Origin of the sequence: Psychrobacter immobilis (assembly GCF_904846225.1) — a bacterium.
Lineage (GTDB): Bacteria > Pseudomonadota > Gammaproteobacteria > Pseudomonadales > Moraxellaceae > Psychrobacter > Psychrobacter immobilis_F.
The window spans coordinates 90770-112091 of the sequence record NZ_CAJGZJ010000004.1; the positions used below are offsets into that span (position 1 = coordinate 90770).

General features: G+C 42.0%; 20 protein-coding genes and 2 riboswitches. Of the genes, 8 read left to right on the forward strand and 12 right to left on the reverse strand.

Annotation, left to right across the window (positions count from 1 at the left end; genetic code table 11):
• Positions 1-30 precede the first annotated feature (30 nt).
• The 3 genes from JMX48_RS04495 to gcvT all read right to left on the reverse strand — a co-directional run bounded on the left by JMX48_RS04495 (position 31) and on the right by gcvT (position 2801).
• A complete protein-coding gene (locus JMX48_RS04495; RefSeq protein ID WP_201534847.1) occupies positions 31-789 on the reverse strand; it encodes a nitroreductase family protein in 759 nt (252 codons plus the stop codon).
• Between the two features lie 345 nt (positions 790-1134).
• Entirely contained in the window at positions 1135-1515 is a 381-nt protein-coding gene (gene gcvH / locus JMX48_RS04500) for a glycine cleavage system protein GcvH (RefSeq protein WP_201534850.1), read from the reverse strand.
• An 86-nt stretch (positions 1516-1601) separates the two neighbouring features.
• A complete protein-coding gene (gene gcvT / locus JMX48_RS04505) occupies positions 1602-2801 on the reverse strand; it encodes a glycine cleavage system aminomethyltransferase GcvT (protein WP_413786347.1) in 1200 nt (399 codons plus the stop codon).
• 171 nt (positions 2802-2972) lie between these two features.
• A riboswitch (glycine riboswitch) is annotated at positions 2973-3132 on the reverse strand.
• Positions 3133-3186: 54 nt separating this feature from the next.
• Positions 3187-3339, reverse strand: a riboswitch (glycine riboswitch).
• 237 nt (positions 3340-3576) lie between these two features.
• Between gcvT and JMX48_RS04510 the strand changes: the two genes are divergently transcribed.
• From JMX48_RS04510 to JMX48_RS04535, 6 genes are all read left to right on the forward strand, one after another.
• Positions 3577-3897 carry a YcgL domain-containing protein gene (locus JMX48_RS04510; protein ID WP_201534852.1) on the forward strand — a complete coding sequence of 107 codons (321 nt, stop codon included), beginning with the start codon at positions 3577-3579 and terminating at the stop codon, positions 3895-3897.
• 256 nt (positions 3898-4153) lie between these two features.
• Positions 4154-4798, forward strand: coding sequence for a hypothetical protein (locus tag JMX48_RS04515; RefSeq protein WP_201534854.1), 645 nt, complete (start codon positions 4154-4156; stop codon positions 4796-4798).
• 435 nt (positions 4799-5233) lie between these two features.
• Complete coding sequence (locus JMX48_RS04520; RefSeq protein ID WP_201534856.1) at positions 5234-6094, forward strand: AAA family ATPase; 861 nt, start codon at positions 5234-5236, stop codon at positions 6092-6094.
• A gap of 28 nt (positions 6095-6122) precedes the next feature.
• A complete protein-coding gene (locus JMX48_RS04525) occupies positions 6123-6776 on the forward strand; it encodes a hypothetical protein (protein ID WP_201534858.1) in 654 nt (217 codons plus the stop codon).
• A 47-nt stretch (positions 6777-6823) separates the two neighbouring features.
• Positions 6824-8047 carry a vWA domain-containing protein gene (locus JMX48_RS04530; protein WP_201534860.1) on the forward strand — a complete coding sequence of 408 codons (1224 nt, stop codon included), beginning with the start codon at positions 6824-6826 and terminating at the stop codon, positions 8045-8047.
• Positions 8048-8096: 49 nt separating this feature from the next.
• Positions 8097-9293, forward strand: coding sequence for a globin domain-containing protein (locus JMX48_RS04535; RefSeq protein WP_201534862.1), 1197 nt, complete (start codon positions 8097-8099; stop codon positions 9291-9293).
• A gap of 93 nt (positions 9294-9386) precedes the next feature.
• Here JMX48_RS04535 and JMX48_RS04540 read toward each other — a convergent pair whose 3' ends face one another.
• The 9 genes from JMX48_RS04540 to JMX48_RS04580 form a co-directional block, all read right to left on the reverse strand.
• Complete coding sequence (locus JMX48_RS04540; protein WP_201534865.1) at positions 9387-10202, reverse strand: phosphodiester glycosidase family protein; 816 nt, start codon at positions 10200-10202, stop codon at positions 9387-9389.
• Positions 10203-10274: 72 nt separating this feature from the next.
• A complete protein-coding gene (locus JMX48_RS04545) occupies positions 10275-12077 on the reverse strand; it encodes an FMN-binding glutamate synthase family protein (protein WP_201534868.1) in 1803 nt (600 codons plus the stop codon).
• Between the two features lie 202 nt (positions 12078-12279).
• The gene (gene rtcA, locus JMX48_RS04550; protein ID WP_201534871.1) at positions 12280-13386 is read right to left on the reverse strand and encodes an RNA 3'-terminal phosphate cyclase; all 1107 of its coding nucleotides are present in this window, start codon (positions 13384-13386) and stop codon (positions 12280-12282) included.
• A gap of 420 nt (positions 13387-13806) precedes the next feature.
• A complete protein-coding gene (locus JMX48_RS04555; protein ID WP_201534873.1) occupies positions 13807-14265 on the reverse strand; it encodes a DIP1984 family protein in 459 nt (152 codons plus the stop codon).
• Between the two features lie 21 nt (positions 14266-14286).
• Positions 14287-14580: a hypothetical protein gene (locus JMX48_RS04560; protein ID WP_201534876.1), complete on the reverse strand. Its 294-nt coding sequence runs from the start codon at positions 14578-14580 to the stop codon at positions 14287-14289.
• 830 nt (positions 14581-15410) lie between these two features.
• Positions 15411-15884 carry a hypothetical protein gene (locus JMX48_RS04565; RefSeq protein ID WP_201534879.1) on the reverse strand — a complete coding sequence of 158 codons (474 nt, stop codon included), beginning with the start codon at positions 15882-15884 and terminating at the stop codon, positions 15411-15413.
• 24 nt (positions 15885-15908) lie between these two features.
• Positions 15909-16409: a hypothetical protein gene (locus tag JMX48_RS04570; protein WP_201534881.1), complete on the reverse strand. Its 501-nt coding sequence runs from the start codon at positions 16407-16409 to the stop codon at positions 15909-15911.
• A gap of 10 nt (positions 16410-16419) precedes the next feature.
• On the reverse strand, positions 16420-17652 hold the full coding sequence (locus JMX48_RS04575) for an RtcB family protein (protein WP_201534884.1): 1233 nt from the start codon (positions 17650-17652) through the stop codon (positions 16420-16422).
• 296 nt (positions 17653-17948) lie between these two features.
• Positions 17949-18581 (reverse strand): hypothetical protein, encoded by a 633-nt coding sequence (locus JMX48_RS04580; RefSeq protein WP_201534887.1) that lies wholly within the window; start codon positions 18579-18581, stop codon positions 17949-17951.
• Positions 18582-18805: 224 nt separating this feature from the next.
• On the opposite strand from JMX48_RS04580, the gene JMX48_RS04585 reads away from it, so the two are divergent.
• Positions 18806-19483, forward strand: a complete 678-nt coding sequence (locus JMX48_RS04585) for a hypothetical protein (protein WP_201534890.1) — start codon at positions 18806-18808, stop codon at positions 19481-19483.
• Between the two features lie 76 nt (positions 19484-19559).
• Entirely contained in the window at positions 19560-21284 is a 1725-nt protein-coding gene (gene rtcR, locus JMX48_RS04590; RefSeq protein WP_201534892.1) for an RNA repair transcriptional activator RtcR, read from the forward strand.
• The last annotated feature ends 38 nt before the right edge of the window (positions 21285-21322 follow it).

Here is a 21322-nt window from a genome sequence, read left to right on the forward strand (position 1 = left end):
TTAATTAACTAAAAATAATGATTTGATGCACTAAACATAATGCACAAACTGGTCTTGATCGAAGCGGAATTGGGTATTGTAGACGCCATTGTCAGCACGCGCGCCAGCACCAATCATCATAATGATATGCTGATCGTCGCTTAAACCTAACAGCTGCTTCATGGCAGGCTCATCGAAGCCGCCCATTGCACAGCTATCAAATCCATGTGCTCGCAGTGCTAGCATCAGGTTTTGAGCAGCAAGTGCGGTATTGTTGGTCGCCCAGTTTTTGGTGTCTTCAAAGGTATAATAAGGCGATTTAATCGGTCCTTTTACGCGTCTGACCACTTGAGTCGCGCCCCATTTAGCCGCGGATACCACATTGGCAGGCCCACGTAAAAAGTCCATAGCCACCACTTTGGTGTAGTAGTCTTTAACCTTTTTTGGTACGGGTGTATCAGGATATTCGCGTAAAATTTGCTTGGCATGATCGTGCCAAATATCGGTGCGAGCAACGACCGCGATCAATCGTGCTGCTGTCTTTGCAGCGTTTTGATTCATACAGTTTTTTACCGCGCGCGTGCGATTGTCCACGTTATCAATCACATAAAATTCCCACGGCTGTAGATTGCTAGAGTTCGGCGCTAGCATCGCCAGACGCAGACAGTCTGCTAATACGTCATCAGGTATCGGTGTGTCCGTAAAGCGGCGCACTGAACGACGTGATTCTACCACCTCACGAAACGCCTGTAATTGCGGTGTGTGACTGGGCGTAGCAACGGTATCTTTATGGTCAGTGTTGGGGTTCATATTAGGATCCATACTGGGAATTGGGTTATCCGTTTGAGTCATTATTGATAGCACGTATGCATTGGGACTTGAATAAATAATCAATACGAGTCAATGAGATAACGCTTAGGAGCAATAACATCGGACGATAATGATTGGTAGCGGTCTATATATAAATCTGTTTTCAAACAATAAGCGTGATCAATAAACGCTTTTGATGAAAAAGGGTGTTCAAAATAGAGAATATAGATAACAGCTGGTGCCAGTATCCATAATATTGAGTCAGGTTTACTATCTTATGAGGACGAGCATTTTATAAATAGCGATATACTTTGGATATCGCTATTTAAGACGTTAATGTCTTGCTTACAAGTCGTTTTCGTACTCGTCAGCCGTCATAAGTGCTTCGTAGTCAGCGATGTTGTCAGGCTTCATTCTAAAGAACCAACCTTCGCCATATGGGTCAGAGTTGATGATTTCAGGATCGTCTTCTAGCGCGTCATTGATTTCAACCACTTCACCTGAAAGAGGGGCATAAACGTCAGAAGCGGCTTTTACTGATTCAACGACTGAGATTTCATCATCAACGGCGATGATGTCGCCAACGTCAGGAAGTTCAACGAATACCACATCACCCAACAAGTCTTGCGCATGGTCTGTGATACCAACGGTGATCGTACCGTCGTCTTCTAAGCGTAACCACTCGTGGCTGGCGATATATTTTAATTCTGCTGGGATGTTGCTCATGGTCTCTCTCCTAGATGATAGAGGTTAATTAACAAAAAATAGGGAATACTATAGCCCGTGGAGGCTAATGATAGAATTTATAAAGCCTATGAGTCAAATTGCTGTTTGCCATTACGGACAAACGGTAGCTTTAGAACGCGTACATCAACGAATTTACCTTTGCCGCGCAGATCCACCTGTACGTTATCATCATCTGATACGCTGGCAGGCACACGCGCAATGGCTATAGAGTTTTTTAGGCTAGGGGAGAATGTACCGCTGGTGATAATGCCAGTTTGCTCATTATCTGTGCCTTGATTGATGGTTACCGTCATGCCTTCACGTAATACGCCGCGAGTCGTCAATAATAGACCGACTTGCTTCATAGCCGTGTTGTCTTCTTTTGACTGTTTGCGCTTGCTAACCAATGCCGCGCGGCCGACAAAGTCACGCTCATCTTTTAGCGCGAGCGTCCAGCCCATGTTGCATTCGTAAGGGTTGATGGTTTCGTCCATGTCATGACCGTAGAGGTTCATGCCCGCTTCCATACGCAACGTATCACGTGCGCCAAGGCCAGCAGGTTTTATGCCATGAGCTTTTAGTTGCTCAAAAAACGCTGGTGCATCGTCACCATGCATAATGACTTCAACACCATCTTCACCTGTATAGCCTGTGCGAGCGACGAACCAATCTGTGCCTTCGATATCTGTCAAATCAGCACCAACAAAAGGTTTAAGCGCTGCTAACGTGTCAGCCCAATTTGGTTTGGTTTGTGCCAATTTTTCAACCGCATTTGGTCCTTGAACAGCAAGCATGGCAAGTTCTGGACGTTCGGTGATAGTAATATCAAAGCTTTCAGCGACTTTGTTAAACTGTGCTAAGTCTTTGTCATGGGTAGCCGCGTTAGAGACGATGCGGTATTCAGTGGCGTCTTCATTCATAAGATAGACGATCAAATCATCGATAACGCCGCCCTGCTCATTGAGCATGCCAGAATAAAGCGCTTTACCAACGGTTTTTAATTTATCGACATCGTTGGCCAGTAGCATTTGTAGCCATGCTTTGGTATCAGGGCCTTTGATATCGGTGACAACCATATGTGAGACATCAAACATGCCTGCATCCGTACGGACGGCTTCGTGCTCTTCAATTTGTGAGCCATAATGAATCGGCAATTCCCAGCCAGAAAAATCCACTAGTTTGCCATCACTATCGACATGTGACTGATAAAGCGGGGTGCGCTTAGGTGCTTGGTTTTGAGCGTTTGAATCGGCATCTTGAGAATGGGTAGCTTGCATATCAGTCATAACAAATCCTTATGTGTACATCAGTCGCACTCAATAAAAGTACGATGTCTAATGCGCATTATCATAGTAGTGAGAAGCAATATTGCAGGGTGCAAATATTACATCAAAGGGTGGCACAGAAAACAAATATAAAGCCGTCAGCCAAACAGACGCTGAACGTCGGTTTAAGCAAAAGCCCTATCTGTCCTGTGACCTGAGATTTTCAACACGAACCATCATTGCTAGTCTATCAAGGCATTAGCCTCTAAAAACCAAATCAAATGATGTCGCGTTTTCTCCCCTTCGGTGGGTAAGACGTCGTCCGTTCTTACCGCTCTCCAGATTTGTTATGCCTTATGTTTATATGTAATGTGCGATCAGTAGCACAGAATTAAACAAGAATGACATGTGTTTTTCAGTCCTTTTACCTGAGCGATTGGCAGGGTGGTTGCGCCTTCGGTGGTCATGTAGTCACTCTATACGTCGTGTAACCGATACGGATAATACGATGTCTTTTATAGTATAACGGTGCCTACAAACTCTCTCCTGAAAAACGCTTTTATTATGAAAGGTTCAAGATGCTTTTACAAGTCATCAGCGACATTAAAATAAATAATTTTGGCAAAAATGATTTTTCCCAAGGATAATCAGCCACTTCGTAAATTATTTGAGCACTTTGATTGCTAAAATATTGCACAAACTTTAAGTCGATTCATCATAGCAAAACCCAAAGCAGCTACTGATATGTGTCTAAAATATGCTAACCTATGACAATAGTTTTTGAGAGGGTGTTGTTATGCATTGTGATATTTATAAGTTTTCCAAACACGATGATATGTATGTCTATATCGCGCGTCCTGATTATCCTGATGATACCGAAGAGCTTAAGGATTGGTTGGGTGTCCTGCCGAAAGACTTTCGTGCAGGCTTAGGTCGTAGCAAGTTCGTCATGCATTTGGATTTGGCAACCAGGCCAACGCTTGCTCGTGTCGATAAAGAAGAGGTGATGGCAAAATTACAGTCGCAAGGGTATTTTGTACAAATGCCACCGCAAGATATCATGCGTCGCCAAGCAGAGCTGCGTGCACACGAAGCACAAGACAATATCTATGATTAGTTTGTTTGTTTTATGCTAAAGCGTTTGTTATGAGAGGGTTTTTGGCTCCTTCCTTCGTTAAAGAGCAACGTCTTAAAAAGTTGACGAAACATTTGGTCACATGCATTTTAATAGGAAGTCGTGATAAACTAGCAGCCTATCAAGTGGACATGTTGATGATGTATCCAGCCTTGTTTATTGTATGGCCAAATATATCATGTACGGTTAAACGCAAAAACGTGTTGCACCATTTATAAACGCAGGTAATGAAACGCGCATGGACTGGTTAAAAAATATCTTACAAAGCTTACCGCTAGAAGCCATCAGCGATATTCTCGGCGAAATCGTTATCTGGTGGGGACAGCTGGTAAAAGACGTGCCGCCCGCAGACTTACCAATGTATGCCTATCTCGGCGGTGTCATTATCGTATTGGTGCTGTGGTTGTTAGTCGCTCGCATGCTACCTCGTCCTTTGGGTGGCATGAGCTGGATGCTGCTGTTTGCCGTATTGCTAGCACCAGGAACAGCCATTGGTGACCCAAGTGTGATTGCGCCGGCCAGCATTGGCGTGGTTTATGCGATTATGATGAAAGATCCAGCGGGTGCGATTGCCAATATGCTACCGATATTGGTGGTATTGGTGGTTGGATTGTTTGTTGGCTTTGTTTGGCAGCTTATTCGCGGTGCATTTGAGTCAAGTTTAGACAAAGCCCGTAGTCGTACGGCAGAGGATACGCAAGCGACCATGCAGCTGACGACAGGGAACTATTTGACAGAAGGCGGAACCTTAACTGAGCAGCCTGATCTCACTCCGCAGTCTCATACAACGCCTTTAGCTGCTAAGCCTGACACAGAAGTTAGCTTAAAAAAAGACAGTGTCTTGGCGAAAAAACCCAATACCGAAAAGTCTAATGAGCGGTAAAGTGATACTTATTTCTAAGAATCAGTTCTAAAAAAGATTTCTAAGAATTAGTTCTAAGGAAAACTTCTAAAAATTGGCTTGTATAGCATGAGCCATTGAGTAAGATAGAATTTTATAAATAAAAAAGACACCATGCGTGTCTTTTTTTGTGGGTTATTTTTTTGTACGTGATTTTTTTTGTGCATGATGTATCGATATTACTTTTCACTGACTATAGTAATTAAAGGAAAGTTGGTTCGATAATGCGTGATAATATTTGACCTTGTTTTATTTGATATTGACTATAGCATTCGTGATTTATTGCGAACGCATGAGTATTTTGGCAATGAACGAGGCTGTGCTAATCTAAATGATTGTTTATCCATTATTCATTGCCCTTACCCTTTTTTATGAACCTTAATAGCCCTAATGTATAACAATAACTGAGACTTAATTATGACGACTGATAACCCTAAAAAAAGCTTTACTGGTACACAAAACTATATTGCCACCGACGATTTGCAGTTAGCGGTCAATGCGGCGATGACGCTACAAAAGCCATTGCTGATTAAAGGAGAGCCGGGCACAGGTAAGACGTTATTGGCTGAGGAGGTGGCTGAGAGTTTAGGTATGCCGCTGATTACTTGGCACATCAAATCGACGACTAAAGCCGAGCAAGGGCTATATGAATATGATGCGGTATCACGTTTGCGCGATTCGCAATTGGGTGATGATAAGGTTTATGAGATTGGTAACTATATCAAACCTGGCAAACTGTGGGAGGCATTTACCAGTAAAGAGCGCAGTGTACTATTGATTGATGAAATTGATAAGGCGGATATTGAGTTTCCGAACGACTTGCTACACGAGCTTGATAAGATGTCGTTTTATGTTTACGAGACAGGCGAAACCATTACTGCCGAGCAGCGCCCAGTGGTGATTATCACATCAAACAACGAAAAAGAGTTGCCAGATGCCTTTTTACGTCGTTGCTTCTTTCATTATATCGACTTTCCTGAAGAAGAAACCATGCGCCAAATCATCGACGTGCATTTTCCCAATATTCAAGAAAAACTGGTCAATGATGCGCTCGATATTTTTTATAAATTGCGCAACATTCAAGGACTCAAAAAGCCACCATCTACCTCAGAATTGGTCGATTGGTTGACCTTATTGCTTGCTGACGATATGGCTCAAGCTGAATTAGAAGAAAATCTGCGCGGTGAAAAATCCATCCCGCCACTGTATGGAGCGCTGCTCAAAAATGAAGCTGATGTAAGTTTGTTGCAGCGTTTTGCCAATATGATGCGTCGTTAATTAAATAGAAAAGAGGCTGAGGTGTTAAATGAGTTATATAGATACAATTAAGCATGAACTTGTTGGTTATTTAAATGGCTTACCGATTTACCACCCAATAGAAACATATGTAAATGGTGATGCAGGCGACTATGATTTCTCATGCAGTCCCAAGAACTTAATTATTGGTGGTGGAGGTGGTGAGCATCCAGCTTTAGTTCTGCATGAATTAGGCGCACTAGTCGCTGAATACATTTTGTATAGTCTGAGTCAAATTGAGCTTTACCACGATTGTTCACCTTGGGCAGAAGAAGTGATTGATCGTTTAGATGAAATGTCTTATAAGGAAAGGGAATCTCTTGAGTTTTGCGATTGGAATATGAGTAATTTCAATGAATTTTTTTTAAATGCTAAATCAAATGTCCATGCAACGCCGCTGAAAAATTCGCAAGATGCAGAAGATTGGATAAAGCTATCAATAGGGCAGTTTGTTTTTTACTCATTGCCAGAGTTGAATCCTTATCACAAGGAAATCTATGATTTAATGGAGATAAAAGAAGGGCGGCAAATCGGTTACTGGATGAACAATGTGGTTTGCCCACCGCCAAACCATATTAAAAGTAAAAAGCAGTCTTTAAGTGGCTCGAGTTTTAAGGAGCATGGTTTCTTTCGATGGGATTATCATTATCCATCAGAAGAATAACCATCATTCTATACAATAGTTACATTACAGAAGAGCCAATACCACTCATGTTTATAAAACTATTCTACACCTTACGTACTTATGGCGTGCCCGTCAGTACGCGTGAGTTGCTCGATCTAAATGCCGCGTTAGATCAAGGCCTCATGATGCAGCCACATCCTGAAAATCCAGAGTTGTCTACCTTTGCCAGCCGCGAAGATATGTATCGGCTGATTCGTCTGTGTCTGGTCAAAGACGAGCGTCATTTTGATAAATTTGATCGTGCGATGGCAGACTATTTCGAAGGCCTCGATAGTCTTGATATGGATGAGCTCTTGGCTAAGTTGACGGACATTCCGAAAGAGTGGCTGGATCTAAAGCTCGATCCGAAGAACTTGACTGAGGAACAAAGGCGATTACTGAAAAAATACGGATCGCTTGAAGAATTAATGAAAGCACTTGAGGAGCGTTTAAAAGAGCAAAAAGCGCGTCATCAAGGGGGCAGTAAATGGGTAGGAACGGGCGGCACATCGCCATTTGGTGCTTATGGCGATCATCCAGAAGGGGTGCGTGTCGGCGGTGAATCGCGTAAACGTAGTGCCGCAAAAGTCTGGGAGCAGCGCAAATATCGTAACCTCGATGACGATAACCAGCTTGGTACCCGTCAAATCCAAATGGCACTACGCAATTTGCGCCAGTTTGCGCGCACAGGCAGTGCTGATGAGCTCGACATTAATGAGACGATCAAACGCACTGCCAAAAAAGGCGTGCTCGATATACACATGCAGGCGGAACGTCGTAACCGCGTCAAGGTGTTGATGCTGTTTGATGTGGGTGGTAGTATGGATATTCATGTAGAGGCGCTTGAAAAGCTGTTTTCTGCGGCAAGAAATGAGTTTAAAACCCTAGAGTTTTTTTACTTTCATAATTGTCTGTATGACTATGTTTGGAAGGACAATAACCGTCGCCATAGCGCGCCAATGCCGACGTTTGAGTTGCTCAATAAATATGGTCGAGAGTATCGTGTCATCTTCGTTGGTGATGCATCGATGTCGCCATATGAGCTGATGACAGTGGGCGGTAGCTTTGAATATATGAATAATGAAGCGGGCATCGTATGGCTAAAGCGGGTGCTTGCTCATTTTGATAAAGTGGCTTGGCTCAATCCTGAAAATCTAAGCTATTGGCAGTATACCCAAACCATCGTAGAGATCAAAAAGCTGTTTGATAATAAGATGTATCCGATGACCTTGCATGGTGTCGAAGAGATGACCAACTATCTGGCGCGGTGATTTTTAAATTGCAAACTTATTAATTTGATCAATGAATGAGAGAAATAATATGGCCTCACCAAAAACCTTAGAAATTGTAAAAGCCACTGTTCCTGTACTCGAGGAGCATGGAAAGGCAATTACCACCGTATTTTATAAAAATATGTTTGAAGCACATCCTGAACTGCTGGATATATTTAATGAAACCAATCAAAAATTAGGCCGTCAACAGACTGCATTAGCAATGACAGTATTAGCAGCGGCTAAGCATTTGGATAAGTTGGCCACGCTATTGCCGCAAGTGACCCAAATTAGTCACAAGCATCGAGCCTTACAAATTTTACCTGAGCATTATCCTATCGTTGGTGAGTATTTGATTGGTGCGATAAAAGAAGTGCTGGGCGAGGCTGCAACTGACGATATTATTACGGCTTGGACTGAAGCCTATGATGAAATTGCCTCGGTATTCATTCAAATAGAAGATAGGATGTATGAAAAGGCAATGTGGCAACAGTTTGCGCCCTTTATCATCACCGAAAAAGAGGCAGCAGCTAAGGATATCGCAGCTTTTACCGTTGTACCAGTGAACGACAGCGCAGAGCAGGATCAAGATATAGATCTAAGCAAATTAAATTTAACCGCTGGTCAATATATTACGGTTAAAACAGACCCAAAAGATAGCGATCATATTGCTCTACGCCATTATTCTTTGTATTCTGCCAGTAGCGAAAAAGGCATTCAATTTGCCGTCAGACGCGACAACCGTAATGAGCATCACGGTTTGGTTTCTAACTATCTACATGACCATTTGGAAGTTGGTGATACGGTTTTATTGTCTGCACCTGCTGGTGACTTTGCCTTGAATCAAGATTTGGTACAACAAAACGAGATTCCATTGGTGTTGATGAGTGCTGGCGTTGGGGTGACTCCTTTGTTATCGATGTTAGAAGCGCAAGTATCAGCCAATCCAAAGCGTCCTATTATCTGGGTTTATGCGTGTCAAAATAAAGCGCATCATGCCTTTACTGCTGAGGTAGAAAGATTGTTAGCAATGGCTGAAATCGTAGAGACACATATTTTTTACTTTGAGTCTGGGCAATTATTGGATGAGGCTTGGCTTACTAAACTGCCCAAGCCTGCCGATATTTATGTTTGTGGTTCGATGCCATTTATGGAAAGTATGATTGATGGCTTGACGGTGTTAGAGCACGGTGTCGATAGCGTTCATTACGAACCGTTTGGTCCTAAGATGAGTCTTGGCGGTTAATTTTTAGTTATTGTCCATACAGCAAAAAGCACTTGAGTGACAAAGTCATTTCAAGTGCTTTTTATTCAAAATAATGTGAATGTACAATATGGCCTAATCTTTATTTTCAACCACACCAATCATCACACCCATCTCTTTTTTATCGTGCTTATCAATACTGGGCGCATATAACGCTGACGCAATCCCGCCATCTAAGAATAGGGCGTTTTGGCAATGCAGCTCGTCCTTAAAAAGCGATGCAAACTGATAAAACGTCACAGGCGCCTCGCTGCTGACAAATTGTATGCTGCCATCATCGCAAATACCTGCACCATTACGAATCTTAAGTGAGGTGCTATCAGGGTCAAATTGTGGATGTATCTTATCATTAATGACCAGCATCGGGCCAGATTGAGTGGCATACCAAGGCTGTGCCTCACTGCTCTTAAGCTGATCGTCAAAGGCGTTGCTTTCCGTAATTTGCACCTTGCCCAATTTATCCCACCACATCACGCCGTTGGGTAATAAGTGAAAATTGCCACCGCCTTCTTTGAGATTTAGGGCGCGTTTTTCTTCACCTTCGATGACGGTATAGCCAATCGGTGCATACTTTTCATTATACATACCAGCATTCATAGCAAAGTTAAGCGTCTGATTGCTTGGCAAAGTCGTCAATAACGTATCAAAAGTAAGTAATGGCTGCGTACTATCGGGCTGCTGCCAAAACAATCTCAATGAATAGCGGTCATCCATCAAGGCTTGAGCACCAATGCTACAAACACTATAGGGAAATGGTGTCTCTTGAGTCTGACACGACCAGTCTTTTGTGTCGCTGCTAGAGACATCAGTACTTGCTGGCTGGCAAGCATTGACACTTAATAAGAGTAGGGCGACTGCTCCTAAAGGTAAGGGAAGAGCGAAATTTGGCATCAATGATGTATCTTTTATAGTATGGGGTGAGATATGAATGGTCATGGCTCAAGAATTTTTAGTCGCTAATTTTCAATCACTGCTAGGTGGAAATTCGCGAAAAGTATTGTTGACGTTACCGATTAGCTGGCCACCGCCAGAGATGCTCGCAAAGTTACCAAGGCTTTGTTCTGCTGATGCGGTCGTTTCTCTACCTTTATCTCGCGAGTCTTTATTATAAGCGATGAGGGCATCGTTATTGGCCAAAAAGCTATCAGGATTTGCCATGACCCACATCTGATTGAACACGTCGGCGCGGGCGCTACTATTAAGCAAAGCCCCTCTATCCGTGAAATAAAAGAATTTCGATAAGAGTTTTATTTGTCCATCATCGAGGCGACGAGCGATATGGTAAGGTTGCAATTGGCTTGGGTGTTGCAAACCGACTGCGCCGACGATACTGGCAAGCGATTTGAGCGTATTTTTATGGAAGCTTGCGACGCGCTCGGCCTTGCTTGGTACATCCAATGCCTTTTGACGATACGGATCTTGAGTGGCAACGCCAGTCGGGCAAGTATTGGTGTGACATGAGCGTGACTGAATGCAGCCAACAGCAAACATAAAGCCGCGTGCTGAATTGCACCAGTCTGCGCCCAAGGCAATCATACGGGCAATATCAAAACCAGAGACGATCTTACCGCTCACGCCAAGCTTGATTTTATCGCGAATGCCTGCACCCACTAATGTATTGTGTATTAATAAAAATCCTTCTACCATCGGCATACCGACGTTATCCATAAATTCGACAGGAGCGGCACCTGTACCGCCTTCTGCGCCATCGATGACGATAAAATCAGGATAATTATCGGCTTCTATCATCGCTTTCACAATGGCCATAAACTGCCAAGGCTGACCGACACAGAGTTTGAAGCCCACAGGTTTGCCGCCTGATAGCTCGCGCAGTTGCTGCCAAAAAGCCACCATCTCGCGTGGCGTACTAAAAGCAGTATGCGAAGAAGGCGAGACGCAATCTTGTCCGAGTGGTACTTGACGGGTGTCGGCGATTTCTTGGGTGATTTTGCTGGAGGGCAAGACGCCACCTTTACCAGGCTTGGCACCTTGTGACAGTTTGATTTCGATCATTTTTACTTGTGGATCAACCGCTTTTTCGGCAAACGACTGCGGGTCAAAGTTGCCATGGTCATCACGGCAACCAAAATAACCCGTACCCAGCTCCCAAATCAAATCCCCACCAAATTTACGGTGATAAGGACTGATTGCCCCTTCACCCGTGTCATGAGTAAAGCCACCTATTTTTGCACCTTGATTAAGCGCCATAATCGCATTAGCAGATAAGCTACCAAAGCTCATCGCCGAGATATTGAACACCGACATATCGTGCGGCTGCTGACATCGTTCACCGCCAACCATGATACGAAAATCTTGGTTTTCTAAAGGTTGACTAATCGTTGATTGCAAAAACCATTCTTTGCCATTGGTGTATAAATTATCTAGCGTACCGAAGGCGTTAGTGTCACTGACGTTTTTAGCACGTTGATAGATTAGCGCACGCTGCTGGCGTGAAAACGGTACTTGCTCTTTGTCATTTTCTAGTAAATATTGACGAATTTCAGGACGAAAATCTTCGAGTACGTAACGAATGTGTCCGGCAACTGGATAGTTTTTTAAAATAGCATGCTTTGATTGTATGACGTCATAAATCCCCAAGCATACCCCAAACCCTCCGATGATAATCAACCACCAGTTTAGCAATAATAGACCTGCTAAAAATATTAATATGGCAGCGCCAAAGGTGCTATAACGCAGCAATAAGCCGACCAAATACGGATAGTTGGTTTTAGGTTCAGGATTTAGATTGGTACGAGATTGGGCCATGACAATACTCAACAGTGATACGTAAAGAATAAAAACGCAGTGATAAGAAAAAGCACCAACTCAACTTAATAGCCACGTTAATGACATGGTTATTAAGTTGAGTTGAATGCTTAAATTTATTGCAGACATCATACACACATGATATCACTGCCTCAGTTTAATTGGGTAACAGTGTGCTAATGAGGTTGTAGACTTATCCATTTTAACTCGTAATTTTTACTAATATTTTATCATTATCAATCGCATCAAATTCAATCTCAACAGGCAAAAACTGCTGAATCAACCAAGCTTGAGTCTCGGTATGACCGCTAATCGTACGTGCGCTAAACGTGCCGCCACCCGATAAAGCAATTGGTAATAGCAATTGATCGGTTAAATATTCATCGACCAGCGCGGTAGTATTGAACAAATAGCGCTTCACCAATCCTGCCAAGCGATTGCCCATTTTTTCAGCTGAGCTGCGTTTTTCTCCGAGCAACGTAAACATCTCTTGGTGATACTGTACATGAGCGGACAGGGCGTCAACGTTATGAGTGACCAGCGCATAGCAACTATTGCCTTCACCAATGCCACTCAGTTTATCATTTTGAGTCGTTATCAGCGCCTCATCAATCCCTGCTTCAACCAATGCCGCTTGCGCGCTGGCAAGCTCGCGTTTGCAAATGTCATAATCTAAATTCAGATGGTTAGCGACCAGTTTTATACCAATAAGCTCACCGCGTTCAATGAGTGTTGGTGTGTCTGATTTGGCACGGCGCGTAAAAGGCATTATCGTCGCTTTAATCTCGCCACCACCAATAGGCGCAAAACCTGCTCGTTGACACTCAATATTAACTTGCATCTTTAATTTAGCAAGGGCAGGAACAAATGCTTGGGTTAAAAAATCCGTGGTTGGCGCGAGTGGATTGTGGGTGCCGCCTGTGATGGTCACAGTCGATGTTGCATGCTCATCAGCATTGGCAAAAAGCAGGGCAGGCAATAATGTTTGCAGCACGAGACTGGTACTACCTGCCGAGCCGATATCAAAGCTATAATCGCCCGATTTAACGGTATTGGGCGTAAAACTAAACATTGTGCTACCCAGATACGCGCCTGTCACCGTCGCGTCCGATATCTGCTGTGAGGCTGTCAAACACATCAAATGTTGGCGCAGCAATCCGGGTTTGGCGCGTCCAGCACGGATGTTGATTATCTCAATTGGCGTACCAGTCAGCATCGATAACGACAGGGCAGTACGGATAATTTGACCACCGCCTTCGCCAGTGTTGCCGTCGATTTTTAGAGTTTTGTTTTTTGTTATGATTGGCATGACCGTTGTCTTTTTCTAGAGAGTGGTGTAGTCAGTTCTAAATAAAAAATGCAAATATGATAACGCGCCGTTAGGATAAGTTTTTCTGGCTTGCTGTGCCTATGTAGACAGAGGCTGCGAAAAATTTATCCCAATAGCGCGTTATTTATTTTATAGTGAACTTCTTTAAAAATAAAATTGAAACCGACTATCAGTGTCTGGTGGTAAGGTCTAAATAGTGCATTGTGACTAGTGACGGGTACGGGGCATAAGTTGTAAAAAAAGCGTTTGCCCGCAACGCGTAGCAGCCACTACAGTATGTTTTCAACCCCCTGCTGTGGCGGTTTGGGGTCTGACACTCGCCCAGTCGGTTCCAAAAGGGTAATCTATGCGCTTAAAGCAAGCACATAGGAAATGCTAAAATTTGCGATAGAATAATCATTATTCTATTAGGTCAATTTGCCAGTTATTGGCTTGAATAACAATGTTAATCTTGCGAAGTTTCATCGCGATGTCATCGGCTTGCTTTTGTAAGCCTGCGACCGACACCATGACGTGCCACTTAATCTCGCGAGGGCTATAGCGATCAACCTCGGTGTCCGTGGCTTCAATCGCCTCAATCAAGAGCTTATGACGCATCTCTAACGTATCACGTTCGATTAACAGTGTCAGTATCGACTGACCTTCATTGGTCTGAGCAATAGCGTTGGTACGATGAATACGCTCAATCAACACACTCAATTCGGTGATGATTTGGCTGGCATCGATGATCAATGCGTTTGGGTCTTCATTTGGCGTATCGCCTTCTTGAACTTTGACATTGCTACGGATACGTCCTTTGATTTGCGCCAGCTTTTTTTGCATATCGCTACGGATCAGCAGGGCTTCTGCGAGTTTCATTTTTGTTTTCCTTGTTTTAATTTATATTAGCTGTAAAACATATTCATAAGCATCCAACTGATCATCATCTAACGAGTTAATGTCTTCAATTGCCAATAGGATTTTGTTTGAAAAACTATTAAATACCTCATCGGATAATGTCCAGTCAGTAAATTGTTTATCTAAAGCGTATGACGTCCAACCAGACTCATAATTCAAGTCTTTAAAGCGAAACCACAGCATAGTTGCATAGTCATATAGTGCTTTAGGATAATCAACTGCTTGTCTCCAGATATCGAATAAAAAATCAATATTCAATCCTGCTTCATACCACATAAAAATAAGCTCGTCTGCTTGGAAGTGCTTATCCCTTTCAATAATTGTTTTTTTGAAGTGTAGCTCGGCAAACTCTCTAATAAGGTCGATCTCTTCTTTGCACCAATATGCCGTTTTATCAAAATGGCAAGTCTGAAAAGTAAATTCTGGTGGCTGCCTAACATACTCACTTGAAATATATAGCTCAATAATTCTAGGCAGTAGATATTTGGCTTCTGGTATCAGAAATTCTGCTGAATATTTCGCAGCTTCTAAATACTCATTTACTACAGATCAACTCAGTTCTCTCAATGGAACATTTAAAATCTCTTCTATACTCTCTTTTGATAGACAGCATCCTGTACAAACACCTTTAACCTCATCAATAGAGTAGCTCGAGAAGACGTCGTAAATAGTAGCAATCAACTTATCCATTTGTAGCACTATGTTTTGTTGATTTAGTTCATTCACGTTACACCTCGAATTCAGCCTTATGTTTGTTTTTTCTATATGGTGGACATGACGGGAGTCGAACCCGCATCAATACAATAACTGCCGTTTTTAGTCGAACAGCCGAGATATCCCATTGGAAACGCGCGCCAGTGGTAGACCATTTGACATAGCCAGCACCTGCATCCACAACCGTACCGAGACTCCCACTTACGTATCGCACCAGATTTTACTCTGACTACCTCTTTAATAATCATTTTTAGTAGCGGCGTTCCCTGTTTGCCAACATGCCCATATTTTCTTATTAGTCGAGCATAGCTTAGTTCCTGCAACCCTAAAAAAATATCCTATGACTTTTATCAATGATTTCCAGCTTGTAACACATGGTTTTACCCTTTTTATTAGTCGTAGCGAAGAAATAATGGATTGTCAGCACTGTCCTCAACTAGCCATACTAAGCTTTTAGCTAAATCCATGATTTCAAAAAGCTGTATATCTCTACTGTTAAATTCAGCGTTTTGTCTTTTAAGATTAATGTAATTTGTTACTGTCACTTGCTTCAAATTCTCAACAAACAATTGCTTGTTTTCAATTTCGTACCAATCGTCAAATGCTTCATCAAAATTGGTATAAAATTGCTCAAAACGTTGTAAAATCGGACACGGGTTTGGTAAGTCCAGATAAAGCAAAAATAGTAATATATGCTCTACAAAACTCGATAAACTATAAAAGAAGTAGGTATCAGTGCCTTGTGCAAACTTGAACTCAGCGCATGCCAGTCCCCAATATAAATCGTAATACTCTGAGCATAGATACTCTTCTTTTTCGCCAGAACGAAGCAGCGCAGTAGTTCTTTTTTCGTATTTATTTCTCATAAAAAAGTCTCTAATTGAGATGCACTAATCTGAGACGCCTAAATGTATGAACAAAGCACCATTTTTGCCTTTAAAAGCAAAATCATGCCAATAAGCTTCATACCATTCGTCAGTTTCGATAGTTATTGAAATGACCTCTATAATTTCTAAAGCATCTCCTAAATCATCGCAGAAATTATTTATAAAATCTTCTCTTGAAGTAAAATCGAATAAGGTAAAACTACTATTAATCTCTTGCAACTTATCATCAGAGTGTGAAGAGTTTTTATCAGTTAGAACATATTCAAACAACCACTCTTGTAGTGTTTCAGAAAATTCATCACGCCAGTTTTCTACAGGTTTTGAATGAACAGTAGCATTGGGATACCAATGTTTTAAATGACTTGTAGCTAAATTTTTGAGGTCATCGTTACCTGTTAAGATTTCAATAGTAAAATCATATCCATGATTCGTTTTACTATTAACCCATTGAAACGCTTCTAATATACCGTTCAATTTACCAATTTTATAATCATAGTTATTCATATTCTTATCCTCACCCCTTCACACAAACCACCTGCCGCAAGGTATGCACCACTTCTACCAAGTCGCTTTGCGCATTCATCACGTCATCAATATTTTTATAGACTGCTGGAATCTCATCAATCACTTCTGCGTCTTTGCGACATTCCACGCCCTCAGTCTGCGCGATTTGATCGGCTACTGTAAATACTTTTTTGGCCTCAGTACGTGACATGATACGACCTGCGCCATGCGAGCAAGAGCAAAATGATTCCTCATTACCTTTTCCGCGCACGATAAAGGATTTTGCGCCCATCGACCCCGGAATGATACCGTATTCACCAACGCGGGCACGTACTGCGCCTTTGCGTGTGACGAAGATTTCCTCGCCGTAGTGCTCTTCTTTTGCCACATAGTTGTGATGACAGTTGACTGCTTTTACGGCCGCATCAAACGGTTTAGGTACGATTTGACGAAGTGCTTTGATGGCTTTTTCCATCATGATTTCACGGTTTTTAAAGGCGAAACGTTGCGCCCAACCAACGGCAAACCAATAGTCATCAAAGTGTTCTGTCCCTTCAGCAAAGTAAGCCAAATCTTTATCAGGCAGATTAATAAACCACTTACGCATATCCTCGCGCGCCAACTCAATGAAGTAGCGACCGATGGCATTACCCACGCCGCGCGAGCCTGAATGCAACATGATCCATACTTGATTGGTCTCATCAAGGCACACTTCTACAAAATGATTGCCTGTACCCAGCGTTCCCAAATGATTCAGATTATTAGTGTTTTTAAGTTTCGGGTGCTTTTGGGTTATATAATTAAAATCATCAACCAGCGTTCCCCAGCCATCCTTGACCGTATTATCAGGATTTGTCCACGCACCGACATCACGACGTGAACCGCGTCCACGGGTTTTGCTACGACCATGCGGAATGGCTTTTTCAAGCTCGGTACGGAGACCGCGCAAGTTATCGGGCAAATCATCAGCGGTCAGTGTGGTTTGTACCGCCATCATACCGCAGCCGATATCAACACCGACAGCAGCGGGGATGATCGCTTCTTTGGTGGGCAATACGGTGCCAATAGTCGCGCCAATCCCGACATGCACATCAGGCATCACCGCGAGCCACTTATAGATAAATGGCATCTGTGAGGCTTTGATCAATTGATCGTGTGCTTTTGGATCAACGGGCACGCCCTTAGTCCAAAGTCTAATCGGAGCTCCACCGTCTTGAATGATGTTATGAGTGGTTGGTTGCATGGCTCTTCTCCTTGGCATTATAAAATGTATTGGTTATCAAAATTAATTCTTACTTCATATAGTGCTAAGAGCGTGCCAAGTTTTGATTATTTATATAATTATTATTTAAGATGTTGATTTTAAATGAATAAATATCTGTACGAAGGAAGAGTTAAGGAGTAATGAGGTGAGATTATTATATTTAATTATAGTCAATATTCTATAAAAATAGTTTTTTATATAATTTAACTTTAAATTAAAGATGTATACTCCTACTTTTGAAAAACCTATTCTAAAAATATGCTATCAAATAAATCTTATCTAAAATCGCTATTTGGGCATTCTTGCTTATAACATTCAACGATAAAATCGCTATTTTCAAAGATACCTTCAATAACGTAAGTTTCACCAACGTATTTTCCTATATTTTGCTTTTGCCACAGGTTAATAGCATATTGACGCTTGGAAGATAAAAATAACTTTCCATAGCCCGTTTGTTTATTGTTCTTAAATTGCCCAGCATAAATGCTACCATCGCTATAAGTATATGTGCCGTATCCTTGACGATTGCCCTTAATAATATCTCCTTGATACCCTTCTAAAAACTGGTCGCCTTTCAGAAATTCTGTAACCACATAACCATCAAGCTTGCCTTTCATCATAGAGCCCGTCTCTTTAGAGTATCTTTCATCATACTGGTACCAATTCACAATACCTTCTCCATAGGCATAGCCCTGTTCACATTTACCTGACCAAGTAACGGTTTCGTTTCGTCTTGGAAAAGGGTTATGAACTTTACAATGGTTATTTTGGCTCACGCTAAAACTGTCAGAAATTGCGTCTATTTTAGCTGGATTAGCTGGATTATAAGATGGGTAAGATGGCATGCTAACGAAAGCCGTGGCTCCTATTAGCAGTGTGATTAGAAAGCTGAGTTTATGGTAGTCCATAATAGATCCTTATATGTTATGTAGCCGAGATGGTTACTAACCTATTAAATATAGATTTAAAGTAAAGTTAGTATTTGAGATAAAGTGGCATATTAATTTTTATAGGATATATTCTATAATTATAGAAATAATAATACTTAATAAGATAAAAAGTATAAGATACTTTTAAATATTTTCTGAATTGATTATGGTTTTCACCTAAAGAAAATGAGAAGAATTAATAAATGACAGATACAGCTAGAGTACTAAAATCGCCATTAACACCTATCCAACATTTAATGAGTAGGCTATCAACAAGTACAAGAATGATCGTAGCATGTATGTTGGGTTTAGTCGCAGGGCTGATAACGCATAGCGGATTCTTTAATATTTTACACGTATTTTTATTTTTCATGATATTTGTAGTTGCGCTGACTATAAATCTACTAAATCGCATGATAAAAATAGGTACGTTTATCAGCTTTTTATTTGGGGCTTTATTAGTAGGTTTATATCCTCATTCAGGCTTAGGGTCTAAGTTGTATATCTTGACAGTCATAGCAATTATTGCTTGGGCATTCATCATAGGTTGTGCTAAGTATGCACTGTCCAGACCAGAGACATATTTCAACTATTTTAATAATACAGTTCTGTGGGTATTGATATTTACAGTATCGTGGCTGGTGAAAGCAATGATAATCATCAATATCGCGATAACGGTGACCGCTATTGTAAAAATATTTCAACTACTACTGACGAATGATTGGACAGTTAAGCATGCTAAAGCTTATGCCTTTAGCGTACTACTACCAAGTATGTTGACTGTTAGCTTTTTCGCATATTCTCATAAAGCTCAAAATACTGATTTAGGCAGTAGTTATAATGAGGCTGTTAGGCAAATGATTATAAACACAGTTGAATAGAAGTGTAGAACCGAAAGACTGTCAAAAAACTTGATTTATTATCAGCGTTTTCTTTGCGAATCAAAAAGTGAAAAACATGCCAAATGATACACAGCACAACCAAAACACCACTAACAAAACTGCCGTCATCGGCTTTCTCGGAACCATCTTAGACAATGGCTTTAATGATAAGCGTTGGCAGCGCTGGCGTCCGACCGTTAGCCTAGGGTTGCATGATGAGCTATTGGTTGATGAGTTGCATATCTTATATAGCAAGCGTGATAAGCGTCTGTTTAATATTATCAAAAATGATGTGTCACAAGTTAGTCCGCATACGCAAGTAATTGGTCATCATGTGGGATTGTTGAATCCGTGGGACTTTGCCGACGTTTATGCCGAGCTTTATGACTTTGTGGCAGGCTTTGATTTCAATGCGCACACGGACTATCTATTGCATCTAACGACTGGAACGCACGTTGCGCAGATTTGCTGGTTTTTGTTAGTAGAAGCCGGATTTATTCCTGCTAATTTTATTCAAACGTCGCCGTGTCCCAGACCCGACCAAGCTGATCCACAAGGTCGCTATCAAGTGATTGACCTAGATGTCTCGCGTTATGATGGCTTGCGTGAACGTTTTGAGGCCGAAAAGCAGCAACATTGGCAAACCTTGCAGGCCAATCTAGTCACGCAAAATGCCGCTTATCAACAGCTAATCTCCGATATCGAAAAGGTGGCGACGCGCTCGACCGCACCCATATTGCTTATGGGCGCGACAGGGGCAGGCAAGTCGCAACTGGCAAGCCAAATCTATGCGCTAAAGAAAGCCAAAGCGAACAGCACCACACAAAGCAAATACACGCTTGATAAATTTATCGAAGTCAATTGTGCGACTTTGCGTGGTGATACGGCGATGAGTGTGTTGTTTGGTCATGTCAAAGGCGCATTCACGGGAGCGGCATCAAGTCGTGATGGGCTACTAAAATCAGCCGATGGTGGTTTGTTATTCTTGGATGAAATTGGCGAGCTGGGTCTTGATGAGCAAGCCATGCTACTTACTGCTTTAGAGGAGCAGCGTTTTTATCCGCTCGGTAGTGATACGCCGCTCAATGTCTCGTTTCAGCTGATGGCAGGCACCAATAAAGACTTGCGCCAAGCCGTTGCTGATGGTGAGTTTCGTGCAGATTTATTTGCACGATTGAACACGTGGACTTTCTTTTTGCCGTCACTCAAAGATCGTCTAGAAGATTTACCAGCCAATATCGATTATGAGTTGGCGCGCTTGGGCAGTGAGCAACAGCAGCAATATCGATTTACATCGGAAGCAAGAGTGCTCTATGAAAGCTTTGCCATGAGTGCAGATGCCACATGGCAAGGGAATTTTCGCGATTTGACCGCTAGTATGATTCGGCTAACGACGCTTGCTGAGAGTAACATGATTCGAGTAGATGACGTACAAGCGGAGATTGAACGCTTAACGCATCTTTGGGTTTTGCCAAATAGCTTACATGTCTCAAATAATAGAATTAAAAATAGCCTAAGCAGAAATAAATCTGAACTAACGTTTAATCACCAGTCAATTGAACAAGCAAGCCATGATCTTTTAAGCACATATCTAGATGAAGGCACGCTTGCACTGATTGATCCATTTGATACAGTACAATTGGCGTATGTGATTGAGGTTTGTATTAACCATAAAAACCAAGCAGCGGCGGGGCGTTATCTGTATGAAAACTCACGCGATAAGCTCAGAAGTCCGAATGATAGCGATAGATTACGTAAATATCTGATGAAGTTTGGGCTTAGGTTTGATGAGTTAGGGTAGAGAGCTTATTACTTCATTATTAATGAGAAAAGATAATG